This window comes from Providencia sp. PROV024, assembly GCF_032709665.1.
In the GTDB taxonomy this organism is placed as follows: Bacteria; Pseudomonadota; Gammaproteobacteria; order Enterobacterales; family Enterobacteriaceae; genus Providencia; species Providencia huashanensis.
The window spans coordinates 2,608,065-2,630,832 of the sequence record NZ_CP120545.1 but is presented as its reverse complement, the minus strand read 5'-3'; the positions used below and the strand labels follow the sequence as shown (position 1 = coordinate 2,630,832).

Annotated in this window: 19 protein-coding genes; 17 read left to right on the top strand and 2 right to left on the bottom strand. The window is 40.0% G+C overall.

The genetic code is table 11. The annotated features are described in order from the left end of the window. Positions 1-8 precede the first annotated feature (8 nt). The 14 genes from pabC (at position 9) to umoD (ending at position 15,151) form a co-directional block, all read left to right on the top strand. On the top strand, positions 9-839 hold the full coding sequence (pabC, locus tag P3L56_RS12220) for an aminodeoxychorismate lyase (protein WP_071548161.1): 831 nt from the start codon (positions 9-11) through the stop codon (positions 837-839). Between the two features lie 52 nt (positions 840-891). Continuing rightward, positions 892-1,914, top strand: coding sequence for an endolytic transglycosylase MltG (mltG, locus tag P3L56_RS12215; protein WP_042843444.1), 1,023 nt, complete (start codon positions 892-894; stop codon positions 1,912-1,914). A gap of 7 nt (positions 1,915-1,921) precedes the next feature. Beyond that, entirely contained in the window at positions 1,922-2,548 is a 627-nt protein-coding gene (gene tmk / locus P3L56_RS12210; protein ID WP_042843445.1) for a dTMP kinase, read from the top strand. 29 nt (positions 2,549-2,577) lie between these two features. Beyond that, a complete protein-coding gene (gene holB, locus P3L56_RS12205) occupies positions 2,578-3,570 on the top strand; it encodes a DNA polymerase III subunit delta' (RefSeq protein ID WP_048607416.1) in 993 nt (330 codons plus the stop codon). A gap of 12 nt (positions 3,571-3,582) precedes the next feature. Further along, complete coding sequence (locus P3L56_RS12200; protein ID WP_042843447.1) at positions 3,583-4,374, top strand: metal-dependent hydrolase; 792 nt, start codon at positions 3,583-3,585, stop codon at positions 4,372-4,374. A 48-nt stretch (positions 4,375-4,422) separates the two neighbouring features. Continuing rightward, entirely contained in the window at positions 4,423-4,776 is a 354-nt protein-coding gene (gene hinT, locus P3L56_RS12195; RefSeq protein ID WP_042843448.1) for a purine nucleoside phosphoramidase, read from the top strand. 18 nt (positions 4,777-4,794) lie between these two features. Next, positions 4,795-5,193 (top strand): YcfL family protein, encoded by a 399-nt coding sequence (locus P3L56_RS12190; protein ID WP_042843449.1) that lies wholly within the window; start codon positions 4,795-4,797, stop codon positions 5,191-5,193. Then, positions 5,190-5,768: a penicillin-binding protein activator LpoB gene (lpoB, locus tag P3L56_RS12185; RefSeq protein ID WP_042843451.1), complete on the top strand. Its 579-nt coding sequence runs from the start codon at positions 5,190-5,192 to the stop codon at positions 5,766-5,768. The genes P3L56_RS12190 and lpoB overlap by 4 nt, the downstream gene beginning before the upstream one ends. After that, positions 5,761-6,633, top strand: a complete 873-nt coding sequence (locus P3L56_RS12180) for a phosphotransferase (protein WP_166685752.1) — start codon at positions 5,761-5,763, stop codon at positions 6,631-6,633. Before lpoB ends, P3L56_RS12180 begins: the two co-directional genes overlap by 8 nt. A gap of 174 nt (positions 6,634-6,807) precedes the next feature. Continuing rightward, on the top strand, positions 6,808-7,830 hold the full coding sequence (nagZ, locus tag P3L56_RS12175) for a beta-N-acetylhexosaminidase (RefSeq protein ID WP_210831371.1): 1,023 nt from the start codon (positions 6,808-6,810) through the stop codon (positions 7,828-7,830). A gap of 1,379 nt (positions 7,831-9,209) precedes the next feature. Beyond that, positions 9,210-10,562 (top strand): OprD family outer membrane porin, encoded by a 1,353-nt coding sequence (locus P3L56_RS12170; RefSeq protein ID WP_042843454.1) that lies wholly within the window; start codon positions 9,210-9,212, stop codon positions 10,560-10,562. 39 nt (positions 10,563-10,601) lie between these two features. After that, a complete protein-coding gene (locus tag P3L56_RS12165) occupies positions 10,602-12,221 on the top strand; it encodes a bifunctional metallophosphatase/5'-nucleotidase (RefSeq protein ID WP_129466064.1) in 1,620 nt (539 codons plus the stop codon). A 410-nt stretch (positions 12,222-12,631) separates the two neighbouring features. Continuing rightward, positions 12,632-13,936: an NAD(P)/FAD-dependent oxidoreductase gene (locus tag P3L56_RS12160; RefSeq protein ID WP_042843456.1), complete on the top strand. Its 1,305-nt coding sequence runs from the start codon at positions 12,632-12,634 to the stop codon at positions 13,934-13,936. A gap of 618 nt (positions 13,937-14,554) precedes the next feature. Further along, positions 14,555-15,151, top strand: a complete 597-nt coding sequence (umoD, locus tag P3L56_RS12155; RefSeq protein WP_042843457.1) for a UmoD family flagellar biogenesis regulator — start codon at positions 14,555-14,557, stop codon at positions 15,149-15,151. A gap of 75 nt (positions 15,152-15,226) precedes the next feature. Here umoD and mfd read toward each other — a convergent pair whose 3' ends face one another. Next, complete coding sequence (gene mfd, locus P3L56_RS12150) at positions 15,227-18,670, bottom strand: transcription-repair coupling factor (RefSeq protein ID WP_272686051.1); 3,444 nt, start codon at positions 18,668-18,670, stop codon at positions 15,227-15,229. Positions 18,671-18,947: 277 nt separating this feature from the next. Here mfd and lolC point away from each other — a divergent pair, with 277 nt between their 5' ends. Genes lolC through lolE form a run of 3 tightly spaced genes read left to right on the top strand, consistent with a single transcriptional unit; the run spans position 18,948 to position 22,091 of the window. After that, a complete protein-coding gene (gene lolC, locus P3L56_RS12145) occupies positions 18,948-20,150 on the top strand; it encodes a lipoprotein-releasing ABC transporter permease subunit LolC (RefSeq protein ID WP_071548157.1) in 1,203 nt (400 codons plus the stop codon). Further along, positions 20,143-20,844, top strand: a complete 702-nt coding sequence (gene lolD, locus P3L56_RS12140) for a lipoprotein-releasing ABC transporter ATP-binding protein LolD (RefSeq protein ID WP_042843461.1) — start codon at positions 20,143-20,145, stop codon at positions 20,842-20,844. Before lolC ends, lolD begins: the two co-directional genes overlap by 8 nt. Beyond that, positions 20,844-22,091: a lipoprotein-releasing ABC transporter permease subunit LolE gene (lolE, locus tag P3L56_RS12135; protein WP_042843462.1), complete on the top strand. Its 1,248-nt coding sequence runs from the start codon at positions 20,844-20,846 to the stop codon at positions 22,089-22,091. The genes lolD and lolE overlap by 1 nt, the downstream gene beginning before the upstream one ends. Before the next feature lie 55 nt (positions 22,092-22,146). Here the strand turns inward: lolE and P3L56_RS12130 are convergent, their stop codons facing one another. After that, positions 22,147-22,698, bottom strand: a complete 552-nt coding sequence (locus P3L56_RS12130) for a class IV adenylate cyclase (protein ID WP_198860714.1) — start codon at positions 22,696-22,698, stop codon at positions 22,147-22,149. Between the last annotated feature and the right edge of the window lie 70 nt (positions 22,699-22,768).

The following is a 22,768-nucleotide window of genomic DNA, read 5'->3' as shown; positions in this document are numbered from 1 at the left end:
TATTATCAATGTCATATTGGGTTAATGGGCAAGTTTGCCAGCAAATAAGCGTAACTGATCGCGCAGTCTCTTTTGGGGACGGCTGCTTTACGACCGTACATGTCGTTAATCAGCAAGCTAAAATGTTAGATGAGCACATTGCACGTTTGCAGCATGACAGCCAGCGGTTGAAAATAACTCAGCCTGACTGGGGTATGCTGAAACAGCATTTATTGCATATTTGCGCGCAGCAAGTAGAAGATGAACTGGTGCTAAAGGTGATAATTAGCCGTGGTGCAGGGGGGCGGGGTTATAGTTCTAGAGGCTTTAATTCACCAACAGTGATTGTCAGTGTTTCTCCCTTTCCACAAAACTATGTTCAACTACAATGTAAAGGGGCTGCGTTAATCTTAAGTGAGATCCCATTGGCACGTAGCCCATTATTAGCAGGTATGAAACACCTCAACCGGTTAGAGCAAGTTCTTATCAGACAAGAAATTGATGAGTATAACGCGGATGAGGCCATCGTACTTGATACCAACGGCGTTATCGTTGAATGTTGTAGTGCCAATGTCTTTTGGCGAGTTGGTCAAACAGTCTACACCCCAAAATTATCTCATTGTGGTGTGAATGGATTAATGAGACAAAAGATCATAGCACTACTGCAAGATAGTCAGTACCATTTTCAAGAAGTTGAGCGGTTTGCCTCTATTTTGAATTATTGTGATGAAGTGATTATTTGTAATGCATTGATGCCAGTGTTACCTGTACAAAGCATTCAGTTAAGCAAAGGGCAGTCGCCATTACAATTCATGTCGCGTGAATTATTTGAGTATCTCTTTTTGCGCTGCAAAATCTAGTATCTAAAAACTATATCACTATTACCTAAACACTTATTGAAATGGTCAATAAATGAAATTAGCCAAAAAAATCATTCTGATTACTGTGACTCTTACTGCTGTTGTAGCCGTTGCCGTATATTTACAATATCGTCAAGTCATGAACTATGCGAAAACCCCCATTAACTTGACTCAAGAGAAAATTTTAACGGTTCCTACAGGGACCGGGCGAGTTGCATTTGAAGCCTTGCTAGTCAAAGAAAATATGATTGAGCAGGGGAATGAGTTTCAATGGTTATTAAAATTACGGCCGGAACTCGCTCAATTAAAAGCGGGGACATACCGTTTACAACCTGACATGACCGTAGAACAATTATTATCGTTAGTGGTTAGCGGTAAAGAAGCTCAATTTTCTATTCGTTTTATTGAAGGTAACCGATTGAATGATTGGGGTAACATTTTACGTGATGCCCCTTACTTAGAACATACATCGACAGAGATGACACCAGCAGAACTTCATGCGTTTATCGGGTTCAAAGGTGAAGGTACACTAGAAGGGTGGTTATACCCTGACACCTATTTATATACGGCGGGGACAAAAGATACGGAAATTTTAAAGCGTGCATATAAGCGCATGCAAAGTAGCCTTGAAGAAGAATGGCAAGGGCGAGATAGAGACCTACCTTATAAAAATGCTTATGAAATGCTGATTATGGCTTCAATTATTGAAAAAGAAACCGGTGTAGAGAGTGAAAGGTCGCAAGTTGCATCGGTGTTTGTTAATCGTTTGAAGAAAAATATGCGCTTACAAACCGACCCAACAGTTATTTACGGCCTAGGTGATAAGTATGATGGTAAGATTTATCGTAGTGATTTAGACAATTACACACCGTACAATACTTATAAAATTGATGGGTTGCCGCCAACACCGATAGCAATGCCAAGTTTGGCATCAATAAAAGCGGCTGCGCACCCAGCTAAAACGGATTACCTCTATTTTGTCGCAGATGGTAAAGGCGGTCATACTTTTAGTCGCAACTTGAATGAACACAATCGGGCGGTCAAAGTTTATCGCCAATTTGAACAGCAAAAATGATAAAAAAATGAAAAATCAATTTATTGTTATTGAAGGATTAGAAGGTGCAGGCAAAACGACTGCAATCAATACGGTGGTAGATACACTTAATCAGGCGGGTATTACGGATATCGTTTTCACTCGGGAACCAGGTGGGACGCCACTAGCCGAAAAGCTACGAGAGCTGATCAAACAAGGGATTGAAGGCGATAAAGTCACCGATAAAGCTGAGTTATTAATGTTATATGCAGCGCGAGTTCAACTCGTTGAAACAGTGATTAAACCGGCTTTAGCCGCAGGTAAATGGGTTGTTGGTGACCGCCATGATTTGTCATCACAGGCGTACCAAGGCGGCGGAAGGGAAATCGACCACCAGTTAATGAAGTCGTTACGTGATTTGGTACTTGGTGAGTTTAAACCATCATTAACCTTGTATCTTGATTTATCGCCAGAATTGGGCTTACAACGTGCAAGGTCCCGCGGTGAGTTAGATAGAATCGAAAAAGAATCGTTAGCCTTTTTTGAAAGGACCCGTCACCGCTACCTTGAACTGGCAGCGGAAGATGAAACAATACTGACGGTTGATGCGAGCCAAAATATTGAGCAAGTACAATATGATATTCGCCAAACACTGACCCAATGGCTAGCTAAATAATGATAGGCAAAAAGTAAGGTGTTAATAACATGAATTGGTATCCTTGGTTAAATGAACCTTACCGGCAAATTATAGCGAACTATCAAAGTGGGCGAGGGCACCATGCCTTACTACTTCATTCTTTGCCTGGAAATGGGGCCGATGCACTTTGCTATGGTATTAGTCGTTGGCTTATTTGCCAAGATCGTGAAGGGCTGAAAAGTTGTGGGAAGTGCCATAGCTGCAGATTAATGCTAGCAGGAACACACCCCGATTATCATGTTATTGACGTTGAAAAAGGTAAATCAACGGTCAGTGTTGATGCTGTTAGGAAATTAATTGAAACCTTGAGTAGTCATTCTCAACAAGGTGGCAATAAAGTGGTGTATATTCCTAGAATTGAAGCTTTCACTGATGCTGCGGCGAATGCGTTACTAAAAACGCTGGAAGAGCCTGCAAAAGACACTTATTTTCTATTAAGTAGTGACAAACCAGAGAATTTACTTGCCACAACTCGTAGCCGTTGTTTAAGTCATTTTTTGCCAGCTCCTGACCCACAAATTGCGTTGTATTGGTTACAAAAACAACAGCCAAATGTAGTTGTTGATCACGCAATAACCGCATTGAAACTTTGTCAAGGTGCTCCAGTAGCCGCTCTGGCTCTGTTAGAAGAACATCTTTGGCAAAAACGGAATGCATTATGCCAAAGTATCTCTACAGCATTACAAACGCGGGATATGCTAAGTTTATTGCCACGATTGAATATTGAAGAAGCTTCAGCTGCCCTAAGTTGGTTATTAACCTTACTTTCCGATGCAGTTAAAGTACAGCAAGGTGCGACAACGTTCTGTATTAACCAAGATCATCTTGCACAAGTTATGCAATTGGCCAGTACCATGAACCGTTCTCAATTATTGGAGGCTTATGAACAGTGGCTACATTGTCGTTATCAATTATTGACAGTGCCTGCGCTTAATCAGGAACTTATTCTGACCAATCAATTATTACAATGGGAAGCCTTATTGGCTTCACCTTCATTTTAAAAAGAGTTAAATATGTTTGTTGTTGATTCACACTGCCATCTCGACTGTTTAGATTATGAAAAATTACACACTAATGTCGATGATGTTATCGCTAAGGCATCGGCTCGTGATGTCCGTTTCATGCTTGCCGTGGCAACAACGCTGCCCGGTTTTGAACAGATGAAAAAGCTCATTGGGTTACGTGACAATATTGCTTTTTCATGTGGTATTCATCCACTTAATTTAGACGAAGGCTATGACTTTGAGCGCTTAGCACAATTAGCCGCCGGCCCTGAGGTTGTGGCACTGGGTGAGACAGGGCTTGATTACTACTATCAACAAGAGAATGCTGCATTGCAGCAAGAGTCTTTTCGTCAGCATATCCGTATCGGCCGAGCAGTAAATAAACCCGTGATCGTACATACGCGTGCTGCGCAAAAGGATACGCTAACAATTTTACGTGAAGAACAAGTTAGTGAGTGTGGTGGGGTATTACACTGTTTCACTGAAGACAAAGCGACAGCTAGCGAATTGCTCGATTTAGGAATGTATATTTCATTTTCAGGGATTGTGACATTCCGCAATGCTGAACAAATCAGAGAAGCGGCGCGTATTGTGCCCCTAGATAGAATCTTGGTCGAAACAGACTCCCCATATTTGGCCCCAGTACCGCATCGTGGAAAAGAAAATCAGCCTGCATACGTACGTGATGTGGCTGAATACATGGCGGTGCTGAAAGGGGTTAGCGTTGAACAAATGGCTGAAATTACAACACAAAATTTCAATCGTTTATTTCATTTGAATGTTGGCTCGAATAACGGGTAACTTGTTAACAATATATAAACTAACTATTGGATTAGTAAGGGAATTGATATGGCAGAAGAAACAATTTTTAGTAAAATCATTCGTCGCGAAATCCCTGCGGATGTCGTTTACCAAGATGAGCTTGTCACGGCATTTCGTGATATATCGCCACAAGCGCCTTCACATATTTTAATTATCCCCAATAAATTAATCCCCACAGTAAACGATGTGACGGTGGATGACGAACTGGCGTTAGGGCGTTTATTTACGGTGGCAGCTAAAATTGCCAAAGAAGAAGGCATTGCTGAAAATGGCTATCGTTTGATTATGAATTGTAATGAGCATTCTGGACAAGAGGTATTCCATATTCATATGCATTTAGTGGGTGGTCGCCCATTAGGGCCTTTATTGGCTAAATCATAATAGGAAGGGGCTCATACAATGAACCGCATAGTAATACTTGGGCTGATGGCTGTGTTATTAACTGGCTGTTTAAATAACAAACCTCAAGGGTTAGTTTTTAATGAGCAGCAGCGCGTTATTATGGAACCAGCAGTTTTAGCCCAAGGGGTCATTGTTGAGTCCCCCGTGATTAGTGTTGAAAACCACCAAACTGTTGCCACGCTTAGTATGAGTAATTTGCAGCCTGATGCCGTAGAGATTGCGTATCGTTTATATTGGTACGATAAACAAGGGTTGAAGGTGGATACTTCGAGTATCTTACATCAGCAAATTGCAGCGAATTCAACAGAAACTATTCAAGCCATGACCTCCTCATCACGCGCTAGCAATGTGCGTGTCCATGTGTTTTTATCACCTAAGGCTGGAGAAAAACAATGAAACGGATCTTAATGGTTGCGGTAGCAGCTTTAATCTTAGCAGGTTGCCCATCATACCCACCTCAACAGCCGGGAACACAACCACCGATTGTTCCTGTTGAGCCGGATCAACCACCAGAAGTGACACCACCGCCAACGGATGTCGTTCCGACACCGCCAAAACAGCAAACAACTGATTGGGCTGCATCGATAACACCTTTGGTTGGCCAAATGGTTGCTGCGGATGGAGTGGAAAGTGGCAAAGTGTTATTAGTTGATTCAGTGAAAAACAATACGAATGGCTCATTGCCTGTACAGACTATTACATCAACAATGGCTAGCGCAGTTGAAAATACCAATCGTTTCAAAGTAGTCCCTCAAAGTGTGGTAAGTTCTGCACGTAAAACATTAGGTTTATCACAAGAAGATAGCTTAGTGACGCGTAGTAAGGCGATTGGTCTAGGGCGTTATGTACAAGCTGATTATGTGATTTACAGTGTTATGTCAGGTTCAAATAAAGATAAGAGCCTTGAAATGCAACTAATGGAAGTGCAAACAGGCGAAATTATTTGGACTGGAAAGCACAGTATTGATTAACAGACAGTCACTTATTACGCTGTTATCTACCTATTTCCCAGAGATTAAATCAAGTCACTGGGAAATAACGCCGTTAACAGGGTTGTCAGGCGGGAGTTATTTATTGCAGTGTATGCAGTCTAATCGCACACTTCAATTAGTGGCTCGTGCTAATGGTGAGACTCAGTCTTGTCTATATGTGGATCGCCGGAAAGAAGCGCGTATATTAAGACAATTGCAACCATACACATTTGCACCGACTGTCGTTGGTTATAACGCTCAATGGTTATTGTTGGCGTGGTGTGAAGGCTTGCATCCGGGCCCATCCACATTTTTATCCGCTGATTTTCAATGCCAACTAGCAAATACGCTTGCACAATTACATTGCAGCGCACTATTCGGCTACCGCTTGCAACTGCGCGATGAAATTGCGCATTATGGTTATTTGGTTGATACCAAACGTTTGTCACCACGTTGGAAAAAACTACATCGTCATTTCCTCTCTACTGCATTGCCAAAAACGTTGAAGTTGGCCCCTGCACATATGGATGTTCATCCTAAAAATATCATTAGTACTCATACAGGGGAGTTAATGCTATTGGATTGGGAATATGCCGCAAATACTGATATTGCATTTTCGTTAGAAACCTATTTTCAATTTAATAGTCTGACAGATAAACAGCGTCATTTTTTTCTCATGCAATACTGTGATGTGCAAAGTGCTTATCGGGATAAACAACAATTAGCTCAGCACTGCCAGTTATGGGAACCATGGGTAAAATATATGACGTTAATGTGGTATGAAGTGCAGTGGAATAAAAGTCAATTATCGCATTTTTTGGTACACTCGCAGTCATTACGCCACTACTTCGGTTTGTTGGGTTGATAATAAAGTTATCAACGAATAATTTTTGATTTAGTTAAATAAGTGAGGCATGTTATGGGTCCGATAATGCTGGAGGTACACTCGCAGTCATTACGCCACTACTTCGGTTTGTTGGGTTGATAATAAAGTTATCAACGAATAATTTTTGATTTAGTTAAATAAGTGAGGCATGTTATGGGTCCGATAATGCTGGATGTTCAAAGTTATGAATTAGATAACGAAGAGCGCGAAATATTGGCTCACCCATTAGTGGGGGGCTTGATTTTATTTACCCGTAACTTTCATGATGCTGCACAATTACGAGAGCTTGTGCGCCAAATACGTGATGCGTCAAGGCACCGTCTGCTGGTTGCTGTTGACCAAGAAGGTGGGCGAGTACAACGCTTTCGTGATGGTTTTACCGCGCTACCTTCGGCACAGGCTTTTGCTGAGCTAAATAACCCTATGGACGGTGCTAAGTTGGCACAAGAAGCGGGGTGGTTAATGGCAGCAGAAATGATAGCGATGGATATTGACATTAGTTTTGCCCCAGTGTTGGATCTTGGCCATCAAAGTATCGCGATTGGGGAGCGTTCGTTCCATAAAGATCCTGAAATGGCAATGATGATGGCAGAACGTTTTATTAAAGGAATGCACAGTGCGGGGATGAAGACAACAGGGAAACATTTCCCTGGGCATGGTGCAGTTAAAGCTGATTCGCATAAAGAAACACCTCGTGATGACCGTACATTGGAAACTATCCGAGGTAAAGATATGTCGATTTTTAAAGATTTTATCCAACGTGAATTACTTGATGCAATTATGCCAGCGCATGTCATTTACACTCAAGCTGATGAACGCCCTGCGAGTGGTTCGCCATTTTGGTTAAAATCAGTGCTACGGGAACAGCTTGGTTTTAATGGTGTCATTTTCTCTGATGATTTATCGATGGAAGGGGCAGCAATTATGGGGAGCTATCCAGAAAGAGTACAAGCGTCTTTAAATGCTGGGTGTGATATGGTTTTGGTGTGCAATAACCGCGAAGGTGCGGTAAGTGTACTTGATAACTTACCTAAACAGCATGATAGCCAAGCCTCTAAGTTATATCACAGTGGCCGTCAATACAGTTTGACCGAGTTACAAGGGTTGGCTCGTTGGCAAGAAAGTCATCGGCAATTAGTGGATTTACACCAAAGATGGCAAGCACACCGTCAATAACATTAAGGTGAATAAAATATAGCCGGTAAATTAAACTATTTACCGGCTATTTTGCATAAATACGCATTGAAGTGAAAAATAACGACGTATAAGTAGTATGAAAGGGAAGTATAACCACTTTGAAAGTTACCCGTAACGTTATTAATATAATGATTAAATCATCATATTATTATATTAAAAATGTGATGGTAAATTATCTAGCATAATGGTTACATTCAAAAAAATAATTAATTATTCTATTCATTTAAGCTGTAGTCTTTTAAAGGTCAACTCAAAATAATAATCCATAGTTTATTTGTAATGGATACATATATTGATATTGCTAGGTGTTTTTTCAATATAAACAGCCAGATATTTGTCTTATGTATCACTTTCTTTTGGTGAGAGCGCCTATAAGTAAAAAGAAAGTGATAATAGCTATTAATGATAAAAGTTAAGATAAATTTAAATTAGTGGATAGCTAAATAAAATCGATTAACCCTAATGCTTAAATACTCTTATCTTTTTTGTAATATTATTAACATTAATTTTAATGTATAAAAAAACAGTTTCATTCAAATTTTTCATGTCTAGATAAATTAACAGTAAATTAATTATACAAGTATTAAAAAAATCTATGCATATGAGTTTTTTTTAATCAGTATCTAAAGGTTATTTAAGGACAATGTCTTTTTTTTAACTATTCACGGTGTACTGCGCTATCAAATGTCCCCTCATCTTTATTGTCAGTAATGCTTACAGTGATAAATAAATACTAAAACAAGTGTGATCTTAATCACTATTAGTTGGTTTAAATAATGCAACTTATGTAACGTGTTGTGACAGTGATCGTTTTAATTGACGTAAAATTACGTTAGCATCCACATTATGAATTTTTTATGACAATTTAGAGCAATAACTAATCGATTATAAAAATAACAATAAACTGGATGGTGGCGTTTTAAGTTAAATAATGTTCCTTTGATTGAGATAAGAATTTCTCAGACTATGACTCTGCCTATTAAATAAGAAAATAGAAGCACAACATATAGTGGCGTGTGTATTAACGCTTGTTTAAATAATATCTGAAATATTGTTTCTTAACTAAAATTAACGCGGAATTTGAGTAAAGTAATGGTAGTGAATTATTAAAGGCTATTAGGTCTTTACTATAAGTAGAACGCCTTATTTATGGTAATTAAGTAAACACTAATGCAGTGAAATATCTGTATTGAATTTTTTATTTTAAAAATTGACTTATGTGTTTGAAAGGGATGTATCAGTTTGACTTTAAGTAAAGTTGTTTTATTAAGCTAAAAATAAAAATGGTGTTTTGTTGTTCATGGTTACATGAGGCAGCATAAAATTAATTCAAATAATCATTAACTAGGTTAATTTCAATGAAAGTTAAAAATATTGCGCTATTAATGCTTTCTCCTTGCTGTTTAGCAGTCGCAATGGCAAATGCCAGCAATTGGGAAAACACAATTAAAGAAAATTCATTTATTGCGGATTCTGAGTTAGAACTGTCAACTCGTAACATGTGGAAGTACTTAAAAACCGAAAATCGTTTTGATAAAAATGAGCAACGCTATAGAAAACAAGTTGCTAACGCTTGGGGTCAAAACTTCCAAGCTGATTTCAAATCAGGTTATTTTGCTGACGTAATCGGGTTTGATGCTTCTTACTATGGTGGTATTAAACTCGGTGCAAGTAAAGACTTCGCCTCCCGTGCAATTTTATATAACGACGATGGTCACGCTAAAGGCTATAACAAAATCGGACAACGTTATGCGAAAGTAAAATTCGACCTTGACCCTGTTCAATTCCACGGTAAAGCGGGTTGGTTCACACTGAAAAACAAAGGTATTTTTACTAATTCACAACGCCTTTCATTAAACAGTTATAGCGGTTATTACACCAATACAGCAATTGATGACTGGAGCCTAGATTTACTCTATCTCGACAAAAAAGTAATGCGTCGTGATAGTCCAAATATTGATGCTATGTATTTTACTGATGCTAATGGGAAACGACATAAGGTTAATCATGTGATCACTGGTGGTATTAATTACAATACTAAGCCATTGACTGTTCACTATTTCTATGGGCAGGCAGATGATTTATTTCGTCAGCAAGGTCTCGAAGCTAAATATAAGTTAACTTCAGATGTTACGCTCGGAACGCAAATTTACAATCATGAATATGGTAGTGATGGTAAGCGCACCGAAAAAAATGATGCTATCGGTAAGCGTAATTTCGACAAACGAGCATGGCACTATGCAGGAACCGCTGACTGGCGTATTCCAGAATCACCTTGGACACTCCGCGCTGGTTTAACTTACACTCAAGCAAAAAAAGCAAATGGTGTCGGTCAATTCGCACGTAACCCAATTGGTAATACGCGTGGTCGTTTTAACTCGCCAGCTTATGCGGATATCGATTACGTTCGTGATGGGGAAACTATGGTCGCGATGGCTGCCGAATATCGTGTAAGTAAAGAGCTTTCTGTTGGTGCTCGTACCAATTACTCAGAATTTAAATATGAAGGTGAAAGGTTAAAACAAGGTCAATTGGGTCTGTTCAGCTATTGGAAACCAACTGAAAACCTATCCGTGTCATTGAGCGGAGGTTTAGGTTGGCATCACCGCCAAGAGAACGATTATACAACGCCTAAGCTATATGATGGCCATTCACGCCGTGCGCACTCCTTATCTGGTTCAATGACAACCACTTATCGGTTCAAAATGTAGTTGCCAGCAGAGTGAAATTTACAATAAAAGGTAAGATAAATGAAACATAAAATTGGGCTACTCACACTGTTAATTTCAGGTGCTTTACTGGCCGGTTGTGCTCAAAAAACATCGGATACGGTTAAAGTTCAGGTCATTGGTATCAATGATTTCCATGGCGCACTAAAAGCGCCAGGAGATGGTAAGTTAGGTGGAATAGAATCAATCGCCACCTTAGTAAACCAGTTAAGAGCGCAGAATGATAAAACTATTGTTGTTGGTGCAGGGGATTTAGTTGGTGCAAGCCCATTATTGTCATCGATGTTCTATGATGAGCCTACTATTGAAGCATTAAGTGCAATAGGCATGGAAACCAGTGCAGTTGGTAACCATGAGTTTGACAAAGGCAAAGAAGAGCTATTAAGAAAGCAAAATGGTGGCTGTCATCCAACCGCGGGTTGTGTTGGTAAAGACTCATTTGCAGGTGCCGATTTTAACTATTTAGCGGCTAACGTTATTGTAAAAGAAACAGGTGAAACTCTGTTCCCATCATATTTCATTAAAGAATTTGATGGTATTCCAATGGCGTTTATTGGCCTAACTTTAGAAGGCACACCTGCTATTGTAACGCCAAGCGGTACCGCTGGATTAGAGTTTAAAAACGAAGTTGAAACTATTAATAACCAAGTGAAGCTATTGAAGGCACAAGGTATTAATAGCATCGGTGTTCTGATCCATGAAGGGGCGACACAGCAAGTTGATACGAAAGTTAAAGATATTAACCGTTGTGATAATATCAAAGGCCCAATTGTTGATATTGTAAACCAACTAGATGGCGCTGTAGACTTTGTGGTCAGTGGTCATACGCATCAAGCGTACAATTGTGAAATCAATGGTAAAACCGTGATTTCTGCACAATCAAATGGCGCATTGCTTTCTCAGTTAAATATTGAAATTGATAGAAATACAAAAGATATTGTTAGCATCAATGCGAAAAATATTCCTGTTGAAACAAAACGTTATGAGAAAAATCCAGAGTTAACGACTTTTGTTCAAAGATATGAACAAATTGCGTTACCTATTTCACAACAAGTGATGGGAACTTTGACGGAGAGTTCAGACAAAAAATTATTGCCAGCGGGTGACTCTACATTAGGTAAAATTATCGCTGATGGTCAACTCTATGCCGCTTCAAGTAAAGAAGCTGGTGGTGCGCAAATCGCCTTTATGAATAGTGGTGGTATTCGTGCTGATCTGAAAGCCGGTGAACTGACCTATGGTGATATTTTTACTGTTCAACCATTCTCAAATGTTGTCGTGACTCAATCTTTAACGGGTGAGCAAATCAAACAGGCGTTAGAACAACAATGGGATCGTGCGCGTCCACAAGTAATGCCTGTTTCTAAAGGTTTTTATTACGAATGGGATGATAGCCGACCTGTTGGTGATAAAGTCATTCAAAAATCAATGAAGTTAAATGGTAAACCGTTAGACATGAAAAAAAGCTATCGAGTTGCAGCCAATGAGTTTTTAGCAACGGGTGGTAGCCGATTCAGCGCGTTTAATCAAGGTAAAGACCGTGTTTACAGTGTGCCTGATAACGAAGCATTGATGCATTATTTTAAAGATAACTCACCAGTTTCAGTCCCAACTGATGTACGTATCAAAAAAATTAACTAGTTAAATCGAACGATATAACAACTAAAAACCCGAAGTGTTTAATCTCTTCGGGTTTTTTCTTTGTTTCAGCATTTATCTCAACCCTTTTTCTTTGGGTTAACAATTAACGGTAGCGTCTATATCAAAAACAATGAGATAATAATTCTCATTATCGTTAATTCGTTGTGAACTTAACTGTTTGAACGATCTCAAGCTGATTCGATTCATTCCTCGTTAAAAATGATTTGACGAATGTGATGGTTGTCATAATAATCAACTAAATTGATATGGATCAATATTTGGTATTACCAATTACCCAGTCATGTTATTCTATTTCATTCATAGTGTAAGGCATGGCTAATTAATGTTATCTAAGTTTTTTATCATAAAAGTGCTTAGATAACATTAATATATTTTGTTTCGAGGGATTTATGACCTTATCTCAACCAAAAATCATCGTCGTCGGAGGTGGTGCCGGTGGTTTGGAACTGGCAACACGTTTAGGGCGCAAATTAGGCCGGAAAAAACGAGCACATATCACACTCGTTGACCGTAATCCAAGCCATTTATGGAAGCCATTGTTACATGAAGTTGCTACTGGTTCATTGGATGATGGGGTTGATGCGATTAGCTATCTTGCCCATGCGCGCCATAATGCATTTAATTTCCAGTTAGGTTCATTGACTAATATTGACCGTGATAATAAAAAAATAGTGCTTGGTGAGCTATATGATAAACATGGTGAATTATTAGTTCCTTTACGTGAGCTTGAATATGATATTTTAGTGATGGCACTGGGAAGTAAGTCGAATGATTTTGGTACCCCAGGTGTGAAAGAACATTGTATTTTCTTAGATAATCCACAGCAGGCTCATCGCTTTCATGATGAAATGCTAAACCTGTTCTTACGCTATTCTGTACGTGATAATGCAGAAGAAAAAGTGAATATTGCCATAGTTGGGGGCGGGGCTACAGGTGTTGAGCTATCCGCTGAATTATATAATGCGGTTGAGCAACTCACTAGTTATGGGTTTAAAGGGCTAGATACCGATGCTCTCAATGTTACTCTGATTGAGGCTGGGGAGCGTATTTTACCTGCTTTACCTCCGCGGATCTCTAGCGCTGCGCATCAGGAGTTAAACAAGCTTGGTGTCAATGTATTGACTAAAACTATGGTCACTAGCGCTGATGCTGATGGTTTGAATACTAAACAAGACGGCAAAGTATTTGCTGATCTAATGGTTTGGGCTGCTGGCATCAAAGCGCCGGATTTCATGAAAGACATCGCAGGTTTAGAAACAAATCGTATAAATCAACTGGTAGTTAAGCCTACGTTGCAAACTACACGCGATGATATGATTTTTGCGATTGGCGATTGCGCCTCATGTGCTAAACCTGAAGGGGGCTTTGTACCGCCAAGGGCGCAGTCTGCACATCAAATGGCAAGTCGTTGTTATGACAATATTTTAGCCATGATGAAAGAAAAACCATTAAAAGATTATGTTTATAAAGACCATGGCTCATTAGTCTCACTATCACGCTTTAGTACCGTGGGCAGTTTGATGGGGAATTTGATGCGTGGAGATATGATGGTCGAAGGGCGTATTGCACGTTTTGTGTATATTTCTTTGTATCGTATGCACCAGATAGCTTTACATGGTTATATCAAAACGGGCTTAATGATGTTAGTAGGGAGTATTAACCGAATTATACGACCCAAGTTGAAATTACACTAGCCGCGATTTGTTAACATATCTAATTGATCTTCATCAAATTTTATGCACCTAGTTATTAATTTGATTAGGTGCATTATTTTTTAATGTGGTTAAATTAATCAATAAAATCAATGATAAAAGAATCATATTGATATCGTATATGAGAGTATTTTTATTTAGTAACGTTAATATTTGTAATAAAAACTATTTAGATCAATTTTAGTTGGTTGGTGATCGATTATATTACAGGCATTACTTATAGAGGTCTAAGTTACTTTATACGGATAATAAAGATGAGTTTAAAACCATATATTGAGCTCATATTATAATCAGTTACGGTAACATTTTTTATTGATGAAAGATGTATGTTGTAAATATATTGGTATAACTCAGAAAATTTAGAAATCAATAAACTATAATGTATTGATTAATATAGTTAATTTAACCTATTTTATTTATCGCTGAGTCATATCATGGATATTAAACCTCACATTTAATTAATTTAAATCTTATATTAAGTAAAATTTAACAATTATAATTTCGGATAAATCTAAAAAATATATCTAATGCATGTAATGCATCGAATTATCTTGAGTAGCCGTTACAATAGGTCAGTATTAATTTAATAAGGATTGTACTATGAAGCTAAAATTTAAGTTGTTATTAGCAGCTATAGTGGCATGCCTTATTGTATTGTTAGTTGTTATCTTCACGCGTGAGCCTGAAATTAAATTAGCAACCGTATTATCGGTTGAGCCTATCAAATCTAACCGGCTTGTTGAGTACCAAAATTGTACGGTAACTGGGGTTTTAGGTACTTTTGACCAACAATCACTTTCTCGTTTTCACCCTGCGCAAAGCGAATGTAAAATGGTCTTTATGATAGAAGCGCTACAAGGTAAGGGGTTCCCATCCTTGTTTTATGAGCGTGACCCAACCTGTGTATCAGCGCAAAAAATGGAATTAGTTGTGGTTGGCTATGATGTTGTCTACCAAATTGGTAAAACAGTGGGGAAAGTGAGAACTTCCTATGCACCTTCTATGTTTATTCCGTTAAATGAGGAGGGGCGTTTGGTTTTGACATCATCAGCTTCTGTATGCGAAACAATCCGCAGTGATGTCAAAAGCTTATTGCCATTTTATTGTTTACAACCAAATAATTTACCAATTACTGGAAACCCGTCTGCAATATTAGAATTGCAACCAAACCAAAATACTTTTGGTTTTATGGAATAGGTTTAACCAATTTGAATATTCTATTACAGGCAATCTTAATTGATTGCCTGTAACATTTTTACACCTTGAGTTTTTTTAGGTTAATTGGTGTTCTTCAAAACTGGTTAATAGTTGTTTTATAAACTCAAGCCGAGTTGTCCTTTCCGCTAAATCATGGAAAAACTTCAGTCGGACGGGACCCTCTAAGCGATAAGTTTGTGGTTGATTTTGTAACAAGCTGATCAAGAAGCCCGGTTCGACTTTATTTTTCTCACTAAACTCAATAAAACCCCCTTTCTCATGGGCTTCAATGCGCTTAATACCTAAAGCTTGAGCTTGCAAACGAATTGCAGCAGACGTTAAAAGGAACTTGCCTGCATCAGGGAGGGTGCCAAAACGGTCAATTAACTCGGTACGTAATTCGTTTAATTCTTGATTATCTTTTGCACTGGCTATCCGTTTATAAAAAGACAGTCGCATATTTACATCGTGTATATAATCGTCAGGCAAAAGAACCGGCATCCGTAGCTCAACTTCAGTTTGTTGGCTAGTTAAGTCTTCCAGTGAAGGTTCACGCCCTTCTTTTAGGGCCTCGACCGCGCTTTCTAACAGTTCCATATATAAGGTAAAGCCAACAGTTGTCATCTGCCCGCTTTGGTCTTCGCCAAGTAATTCTCCTGCACCTCGAATTTCTAAATCATGAGTCGCAAGTGCGAACCCAGCCCCTAAATCTTCAAGTGAAGAAATGGCTTCGAGACGCTTGTGGGCATCTGTTGTCATTGCTTTAGGATGCGGTGTGAGTAAGTAAGCATAAGCTTGGTGGTGTGACCGGCCGACTCGACCACGTAATTGATGCAATTGTGCTAACCCAAAATGGTCAGCTCGTTCAATGATAATGGTATTTGCAGTAGGAATATCGATACCCGTTTCGATAATAGTCGTACATATCAAAACATTAAAACGTTGATGATGGAAGTCGGTCATCACCCGTTCTAATTCCCGCTCCCGCATTTGGCCATGACCAACAACGAAACGAGCCTCAGGGACTAGTTCTTCAAGGCGCGCTTTGGCTTTTTCAATATTTTCAACATCATTGTATAAGTAGTAAACTTGGCCCCCACGTAGTGTTTCACGCAAAATGGCTTCACGTACCACGAGCTCGTCATATTGGCGAACAAAGGTTTTTACAGCTAAACGGCGTGCTGGCGGCGTGGCGATAATGGATAGATCGCGCATACCACTCATTGCCATATTCAGTGTCCGAGGAATAGGAGTTGCTGTAAGTGTTAAAATATCAACGTCTGCACGCATAGCTTTTATTCGTTCTTTATGACGGACGCCAAAGCGGTGCTCTTCATCTACTACCAATAAGCCCAAATCTTTCCATACTAAATCACTTTGTAGCAGTTTATGAGTACCAATTAAAATATCAACTTTGCCTTCTGCAGTCTCAGCAATAATCTGTTGCTGCTCTTTCGCCGTTTTAAAGCGAGACAACATTTCTATACGCACAGGCCAATTGGCGAATCGGTCTTTGAAATTATCATAATGCTGTTGTGCAAGTAAGGTGGTTGGAACTAAAACAGCTACCTGCTTATTATTGTTGATAGCTAGGAATGCTGCACGCATAGCCACCTCGGTTTTACCGAACCCAACATCACCGCATACCAACCTATCCATAGCTAATGGTTGGCACATATCACTGAGTACAGCATTAATTGCCATCTCTTGGTCAGGGGTTGTTTCGAAAGGAAAACCTTGGCAAAACTCTTGGTACTGTTCTTTATCATGTTTGAAGGCAAAGCCCGCTTTGGCTGCACGCTGTGCGTAAATATCCAGCAGCTCTGCTGCAACATCACGTACTTTTTCAGCCGCTTTTTGGCGGGCACGTCCCCAGCTATCACTGCCTAGCTTATGTAATGGCGCATTTTCATCCGCACCACCTGCATAGCGGCTAATTAAATGCAGTGACGAGACCGGAACATAGAGTTTATCTTCACCTGCATAAGTTAAGATTAAGTATTCTGCTTTAATGCCACCGGCTTCTAGGGTGATTAACCCTTGATAGCGACCAACGCCGTGTTCAATATGGACGACGGGTTGCCCCGGACGTAATTCAGCTAAGTTACGGATCAGTGTATCGGTATTAATTGTTCGGCGGTTATCAGTACGACGACGAACAACGCGTTCACCTAACAGGTCGCTTTCGCATATCAACGCTTTATGGGCATCGACTTGAATAAAACCATGCTCAGCTTCGCCGATAGTAATAGCAAAACGGCTATCAATGTGACTTGCGTAATGATCAATAATTTCAGGGCGAATTTTCAAGCGAGCTAACAGTTCCGTGACTGTTTCACGGCGACCTTCACTTTCCACAGAAAAGATGATCTTGCCATCAAACTGTTCCGTGAATTGACGAAGTTTGTCTAAAGGGGTCTTGCTTTGGCCTTGAGTACTGATGTCCGGTAGCGGTAAATAGTCTAAATTCGTATTAGCAGCTTTGGGAGCTAAAGATTCAGCGGATAATTGAACACGAGGCCATTGTTTTAATGATTGGTTGAGCTGTTCAACGGTTAACCATAAGTCTGTAGGGGGGAGTAATGGCCGCATTGGGTCAACCCTACGGCTATCGTAACGTTGCAACGTATCGAGTTGAAAGCGTTCTGCGGCTTCTTGTAGATTTTGTGAAACCAATAAACTAGATGACGGTAAATAATCAAATAACGAGGGCAGAGGCTGTGAAAAAAATAAAGGCTGCCAATATTCGATACCAGTTGGTAACGTATTTTTACTGACTTGCTGGTAAATGTGCTCTGGGTCACGGCGAACGTCAAAGCGTTCCCGCCACTGGCTACGGAAACGTTCAATTGCGTCTTTATCTGTTGGAAACTCGTGAGCAGGGAGGAGATTGATATGGCTAACTTCCTCAAGTGTTCGTTGTGAGTCAACGTCAAAAGTTCGCAAACTATCAATTTCATCATCAAAGAAATCAATACGAAATGGTAATGTACTGCCCATTGGGAATAAATCTAATAACGCCCCACGAGTTGCATATTCGCCATGCTCTAGAACTTGCTCAACATGGCGATAGCCTGCTTTGTCTAATTCGGCACGTAAATTATCACGGGAAAGTTTATCGCCTTTTGCCATGACCAATGCATGGCTAGTTAAAAAATCAGGGGGACAAACTTTCTGCATAAGCGTATTAACCGGAAGGATTAATGCGCCTTTTTGCATAGATGGTAAGCGGTATAGTGTTGATAAACGATGAGAAATGATTTCTTGATGTGGGGAGAAATTGTCATAAGGCAATGTTTCCCAATCAGAAAGGGTTTCAATAGGGTGATGTGTAAACTGTTGAATTTCATCACGTAAGCGCAAAGTATTTTGCATATCACGAGTGACAATAACAACAGGCCCTTGATGACGTTGGATCATTTCTCCACATTCAAGCGCACCAGCCGCCCCGATAAGGCAACCTAAATGGCGGACATCGCCACTACGACTAGGGAGTTCATAACGAAATTTTGACGACATAGAAATCTTTGGTATCTCACAGCGATTAGTTAAGCAATTAAACAAAATTCAATATAATGATAGCCAGTTTTTTTATGATTAATACTTAAATTAACCAATAGATAGTTAAACAATAAAATTCACAATAATACAATCGGTTTTAACTCGTAATTTGTCTGAAAGTCAGACAAAAAGGCACTCAAATAAGAAAAAATACCCGTGAGTGGTTCCATTCATCAATCGTACCCTTTATTATCGCTGAACACTTCGCTTTGGCAACAGGGGCATCATAGACTTCATGCACCAATCTGTCTCATTATTTATAGGTCTACGCTATTTACGTGGACGCGCTGCCGATAAATTCGGGCGCTTTGTTTCCAGTTTGTCAGCAATCGGCATCACACTGGGCGTTACGGCATTAATTACGGTTACATCAGTGATGAATGGTTTCGAGCGATCGCTACAAGATAGCATACTTGCTTATATGCCGCAGGCAATTTTAACCTCAGCATCTGGAAATATCGACCCAGCCCAACACCCCATAAAGGCCTTACAGAATTTAAAAGGGGTTAACCACATAGCTCCCATTGTACAATCTGATGTCGTACTACAAAGCCGCACCAATGTTGGTGTTGGAATGATGGGGGGAATCGAACCAACAGAACCTTCTTTGCTATTAGACAAACTGATTAGTGGCCAACGAGAGGACCTAAAAGCAGGTAGCTACAATGTGTTTTTGGGGAATAAACTGGCGGAAAATTTAGGAGTTAAGCGGGGGGATGAAGTCCGTTTAATCATTCCGGGTGTGAGCCAGTTAACGCCAATGGGGCGTATTCCAAGTCAGCGTTTGTTTAACGTCGCAGGTATTTTCCAAACCAATGGCGAAGCGGATACCAGTGAATTGATTGTTGCGCAGCAAGATGCAGCACGTATGTTGCGTTATCCAGCTGGTCGTATTACTGGGTGGCGTTTGTATTTAGATGAACCTTTAAAAGTGGATGAACTAAGTAAGCAAGCATTGCCTAGCGGGTTGGTATGGACGGATTGGCGAGAACGCAAAGGGGAGTTTTTTCAAGCTGTACGCATGGAAAAAAATATGATGGGTTTACTACTTAGCCTAATTATTGCGGTGGCAGCTTTTAATATTATCACTTCGTTATCACTTCTGGTGATGGAAAAACAAGGTGAAGTTGCAATATTAAAAACCCTCGGTCTAAAACGCTGGCGTATTTTAGCCATCTTTATGATCCAAGGCGCAGGCGCAGGGGTGATTGGCTCATTAGTGGGGACGGTACTTGGTACACTATTGTCTAGTCAGTTAAATTTTATCATGCCACTGATTGGTTTATTACCAAAAGGTGTATCTCTACCGATTGTACTTGATTACTCAGGTATTTTAATTATTGCACTAAGTGCGATGCTGATTTCACTGCTTGCGACGCTTTATCCTTCTTGGCGTGCAGCAGCGGTCCAACCTGCTGAGGCTTTACGTTATGAATAAACAACCACTTCTTGTCTGTGAAAATTTAAATAAAACCTATCAAGAAGGGGCATTGTCTACGCAAGTGCTAAAAAATGTCAGCTTTTCTATGGGGCTTGGCGAAATGATGGCCATTGTGGGGAGCTCCGGGTCTGGTAAAAGTACCTTATTACATTTACTTGGTGGTTTAGATACGCCATCTGAAGGGAATGTAATTTTTCGTGGGCAGCATATTAATCAATTGTCTTCTGATGAACGCGCTGCTATTCGAAATAAGGATTTAGGCTTTATTTATCAGTTCCACCACCTACTACCTGACTTTACGGCTCTTGAAAATGTGGCTATGCCACTGTTAATTGGTGGTGCTGCAAAAGAATTGGCATTGACTAAAGCGACAGAAATGTTAGAAGCGGTAGGTTTGGCACATCGTGCAGGGCATAGGCCTTCTGAGTTATCAGGGGGGGAGCGTCAACGGGTGGCAATCGCCAGAGCGTTGGTTAATGAGCCCGCTTTAGTATTAGCTGATGAACCAACGGGGAATCTTGATTTACGTAACGCAGATGCCATTTTTGAGTTATTGGGGGAGCTAAATCGTACACAACGTACTGCTTTTTTAGTTGTCACTCATGATATGACATTGGCGCGCCGTTTATCCCGCCAATTGGAAATGCGTGACGGGCACTTACAACAGGAAGTTACCTTGGGGGCTCGGTAATGTTTAAAATGCCTCTTACATTATTAACAGCGTTACGCTTTAGTCGTGGTCGCCGTCGGACGGGGTTGGTTTCTTTGGTGTCGATAGTGTCGACATTGGGTATTGTGCTTGGCGTTGCTGTTTTAGTCATCGGCTTGAGTGCCATGAATGGTTTTGAGCGCGAATTAAATAACCGTGTGCTATCTGTGGTCCCACATGGCCAGATATATGCAGTAAAGCCCCCTTATAAAGATTTAGATTTTGCTGAACAAGTCATTCGCAAAACCCCAGGTGTGGAAGCCGTGAGCCCATACATCAATTTTACAGGGTTGCTTGAGCGGGGGGCGAATTTAAAAGCAATCCAAGTGATGGGAGTTTCTCGCGAAACGCAATCGCAAGTTAGTGCATTGCCACAGTTTATCCTTAACGATGCATGGGAGCATTTTGAAGCAGGGAAACAATCCATTATTTTGGGGCAAGGCGTTGCTAATGCATTGAATGTTAAGGAAGGGGACTGGGTTACAATCATGATCCCCAATACGGATGAAAGTTTGAAAATCCAACAGCCTAAACGTATTCGTGTTCAGGTAACGGGGGTGTTTAAGCTTAGTGGTTTATTGGATCACCAACTTGCTTTAGTGCCGCTTGCGGATGCTCAAGAATACCTTGATTACGGTGATGGCGTGACAGGTTTCGAAATTAAAGCAACAGATCCTTTTATCGCCGATAAGGTGGTTTATGATGCTGGGTTAAAGACAATGCATCATGTCATCGTTAAAAGCTGGATTGGTGATTACGGCTATATGTACAATGATATTCAAATGGTTAGAAGTATTATGTACTTAGCTATGATCCTAGTGATTGGCGTTGCATGCTTTAATATTGTATCGACTCTTGTGATGGCAGTTAAAGATAAAAGCAGTGATATTGCTGTACTACGGACGCTAGGGGCTAAGGATGGGCAAATCCGTGCTATTTTCTTATGGTATGGGTTATTAGGTGGCTTAGTTGGCTCTTTGATTGGTGTTGTATTAGGTATAACGATATCCTTAAATTTAACAACTATAATCAAAGGGATAGAAAAAGTAGTCGGTCACCCAATTCTATCTGGAGATGTTTACTTTATCGATTTTCTGCCTTCTGAATTGCATATGATGGATGTGGTCTATGTTTTAATCACAACGATTATTTTAAGTTTGGTGGCAAGTTGGTACCCAGCTCGCCGAGCAAGCAAATTAGACCCAGCTCGCATCCTTAGTGGTCAATAATCAGTGCACACTCAGCCAATCACCTTAGCAATAGGCTTTAAGGTGATTGGCTTCTTTATTGGGTTTGTGTTTCTAAGAACATTTGTTTATAGCTACGCTTTTCAATCATCGCTTCCGTGAAACCATATGTCATCGCAACACTTAATAATTTGTTATATAAGTGTTTGAGTAAACGACTATCGTCCGTCATGATAGCGAATTCGGCAAACCAACCGATGCCAGCAAGATGGTCTATGGTGATATGAACATCATTCAGGAAGTAAATACTACGAACTTTTGTTGTCACCAAACTACAGTGATAACCTAGTGTTACTAACATATTTTGCACATGTTGGCAGTTATCAATATTAATTGCTTTACATTCGGAAGAACCTGGGCCCTTGACTATCCATAACTTAATCCCTGACGGAACCATCTCACGAACACACATGCTAATATTATTCGCTGCAAGTGGCGAATTTTCACTGTCATAGAAATAATCAGTTTCTGAATTATTTTCAGTAAATGGCTCAGCTTGGTCGGCTTTTATTTTTTGTAGAAAACTCTCAGGGTTTGGTAACCGAAATTTAATTTCAGCTTCATATTTACCGACAAAGTGCTCGCTCATTAAAATATTCCTTATAATCAATAGGCAAGTAGGTGGTTAGGATAGCATAAATGGCGAGTATTCAGTGTGT

What these genes read in the sequence shown, in the direction of transcription:
- umoD (WP_042843457.1), top strand. Translation starts at nt 14,555, where the DNA reads ATGAAGCTAAAATTTAAGTTGTTATTAGCAGCTATAGTGGCATGCCTT.
- lpoB (WP_042843451.1), top strand. Translation starts at nt 5,190, where the DNA reads ATGAAACGGATCTTAATGGTTGCGGTAGCAGCTTTAATCTTAGCAGGT.
- P3L56_RS12160 (WP_042843456.1), top strand. Translation starts at nt 12,632, where the DNA reads ATGACCTTATCTCAACCAAAAATCATCGTCGTCGGAGGTGGTGCCGGT.
- holB (WP_048607416.1), top strand. Translation starts at nt 2,578, where the DNA reads ATGAATTGGTATCCTTGGTTAAATGAACCTTACCGGCAAATTATAGCG.
- hinT (WP_042843448.1), top strand. Translation starts at nt 4,423, where the DNA reads ATGGCAGAAGAAACAATTTTTAGTAAAATCATTCGTCGCGAAATCCCT.
- nagZ (WP_210831371.1), top strand. Translation starts at nt 6,808, where the DNA reads ATGGGTCCGATAATGCTGGATGTTCAAAGTTATGAATTAGATAACGAA.
- lolD (WP_042843461.1), top strand. Translation starts at nt 20,143, where the DNA reads ATGAATAAACAACCACTTCTTGTCTGTGAAAATTTAAATAAAACCTAT.
- pabC (WP_071548161.1), top strand. Translation starts at nt 9, where the DNA reads ATGTCATATTGGGTTAATGGGCAAGTTTGCCAGCAAATAAGCGTAACT.
- mltG (WP_042843444.1), top strand. Translation starts at nt 892, where the DNA reads ATGAAATTAGCCAAAAAAATCATTCTGATTACTGTGACTCTTACTGCT.
- P3L56_RS12200 (WP_042843447.1), top strand. Translation starts at nt 3,583, where the DNA reads ATGTTTGTTGTTGATTCACACTGCCATCTCGACTGTTTAGATTATGAA.
- mfd (WP_272686051.1), bottom strand. Translation starts at nt 18,670, where the DNA reads ATGTCGTCAAAATTTCGTTATGAACTCCCTAGTCGTAGTGGCGATGTC.
- tmk (WP_042843445.1), top strand. Translation starts at nt 1,922, where the DNA reads ATGAAAAATCAATTTATTGTTATTGAAGGATTAGAAGGTGCAGGCAAA.
- P3L56_RS12130 (WP_198860714.1), bottom strand. Translation starts at nt 22,698, where the DNA reads ATGAGCGAGCACTTTGTCGGTAAATATGAAGCTGAAATTAAATTTCGG.
- P3L56_RS12190 (WP_042843449.1), top strand. Translation starts at nt 4,795, where the DNA reads ATGAACCGCATAGTAATACTTGGGCTGATGGCTGTGTTATTAACTGGC.
- lolC (WP_071548157.1), top strand. Translation starts at nt 18,948, where the DNA reads ATGCACCAATCTGTCTCATTATTTATAGGTCTACGCTATTTACGTGGA.
- lolE (WP_042843462.1), top strand. Translation starts at nt 20,844, where the DNA reads ATGTTTAAAATGCCTCTTACATTATTAACAGCGTTACGCTTTAGTCGT.
- P3L56_RS12170 (WP_042843454.1), top strand. Translation starts at nt 9,210, where the DNA reads ATGAAAGTTAAAAATATTGCGCTATTAATGCTTTCTCCTTGCTGTTTA.
- P3L56_RS12165 (WP_129466064.1), top strand. Translation starts at nt 10,602, where the DNA reads ATGAAACATAAAATTGGGCTACTCACACTGTTAATTTCAGGTGCTTTA.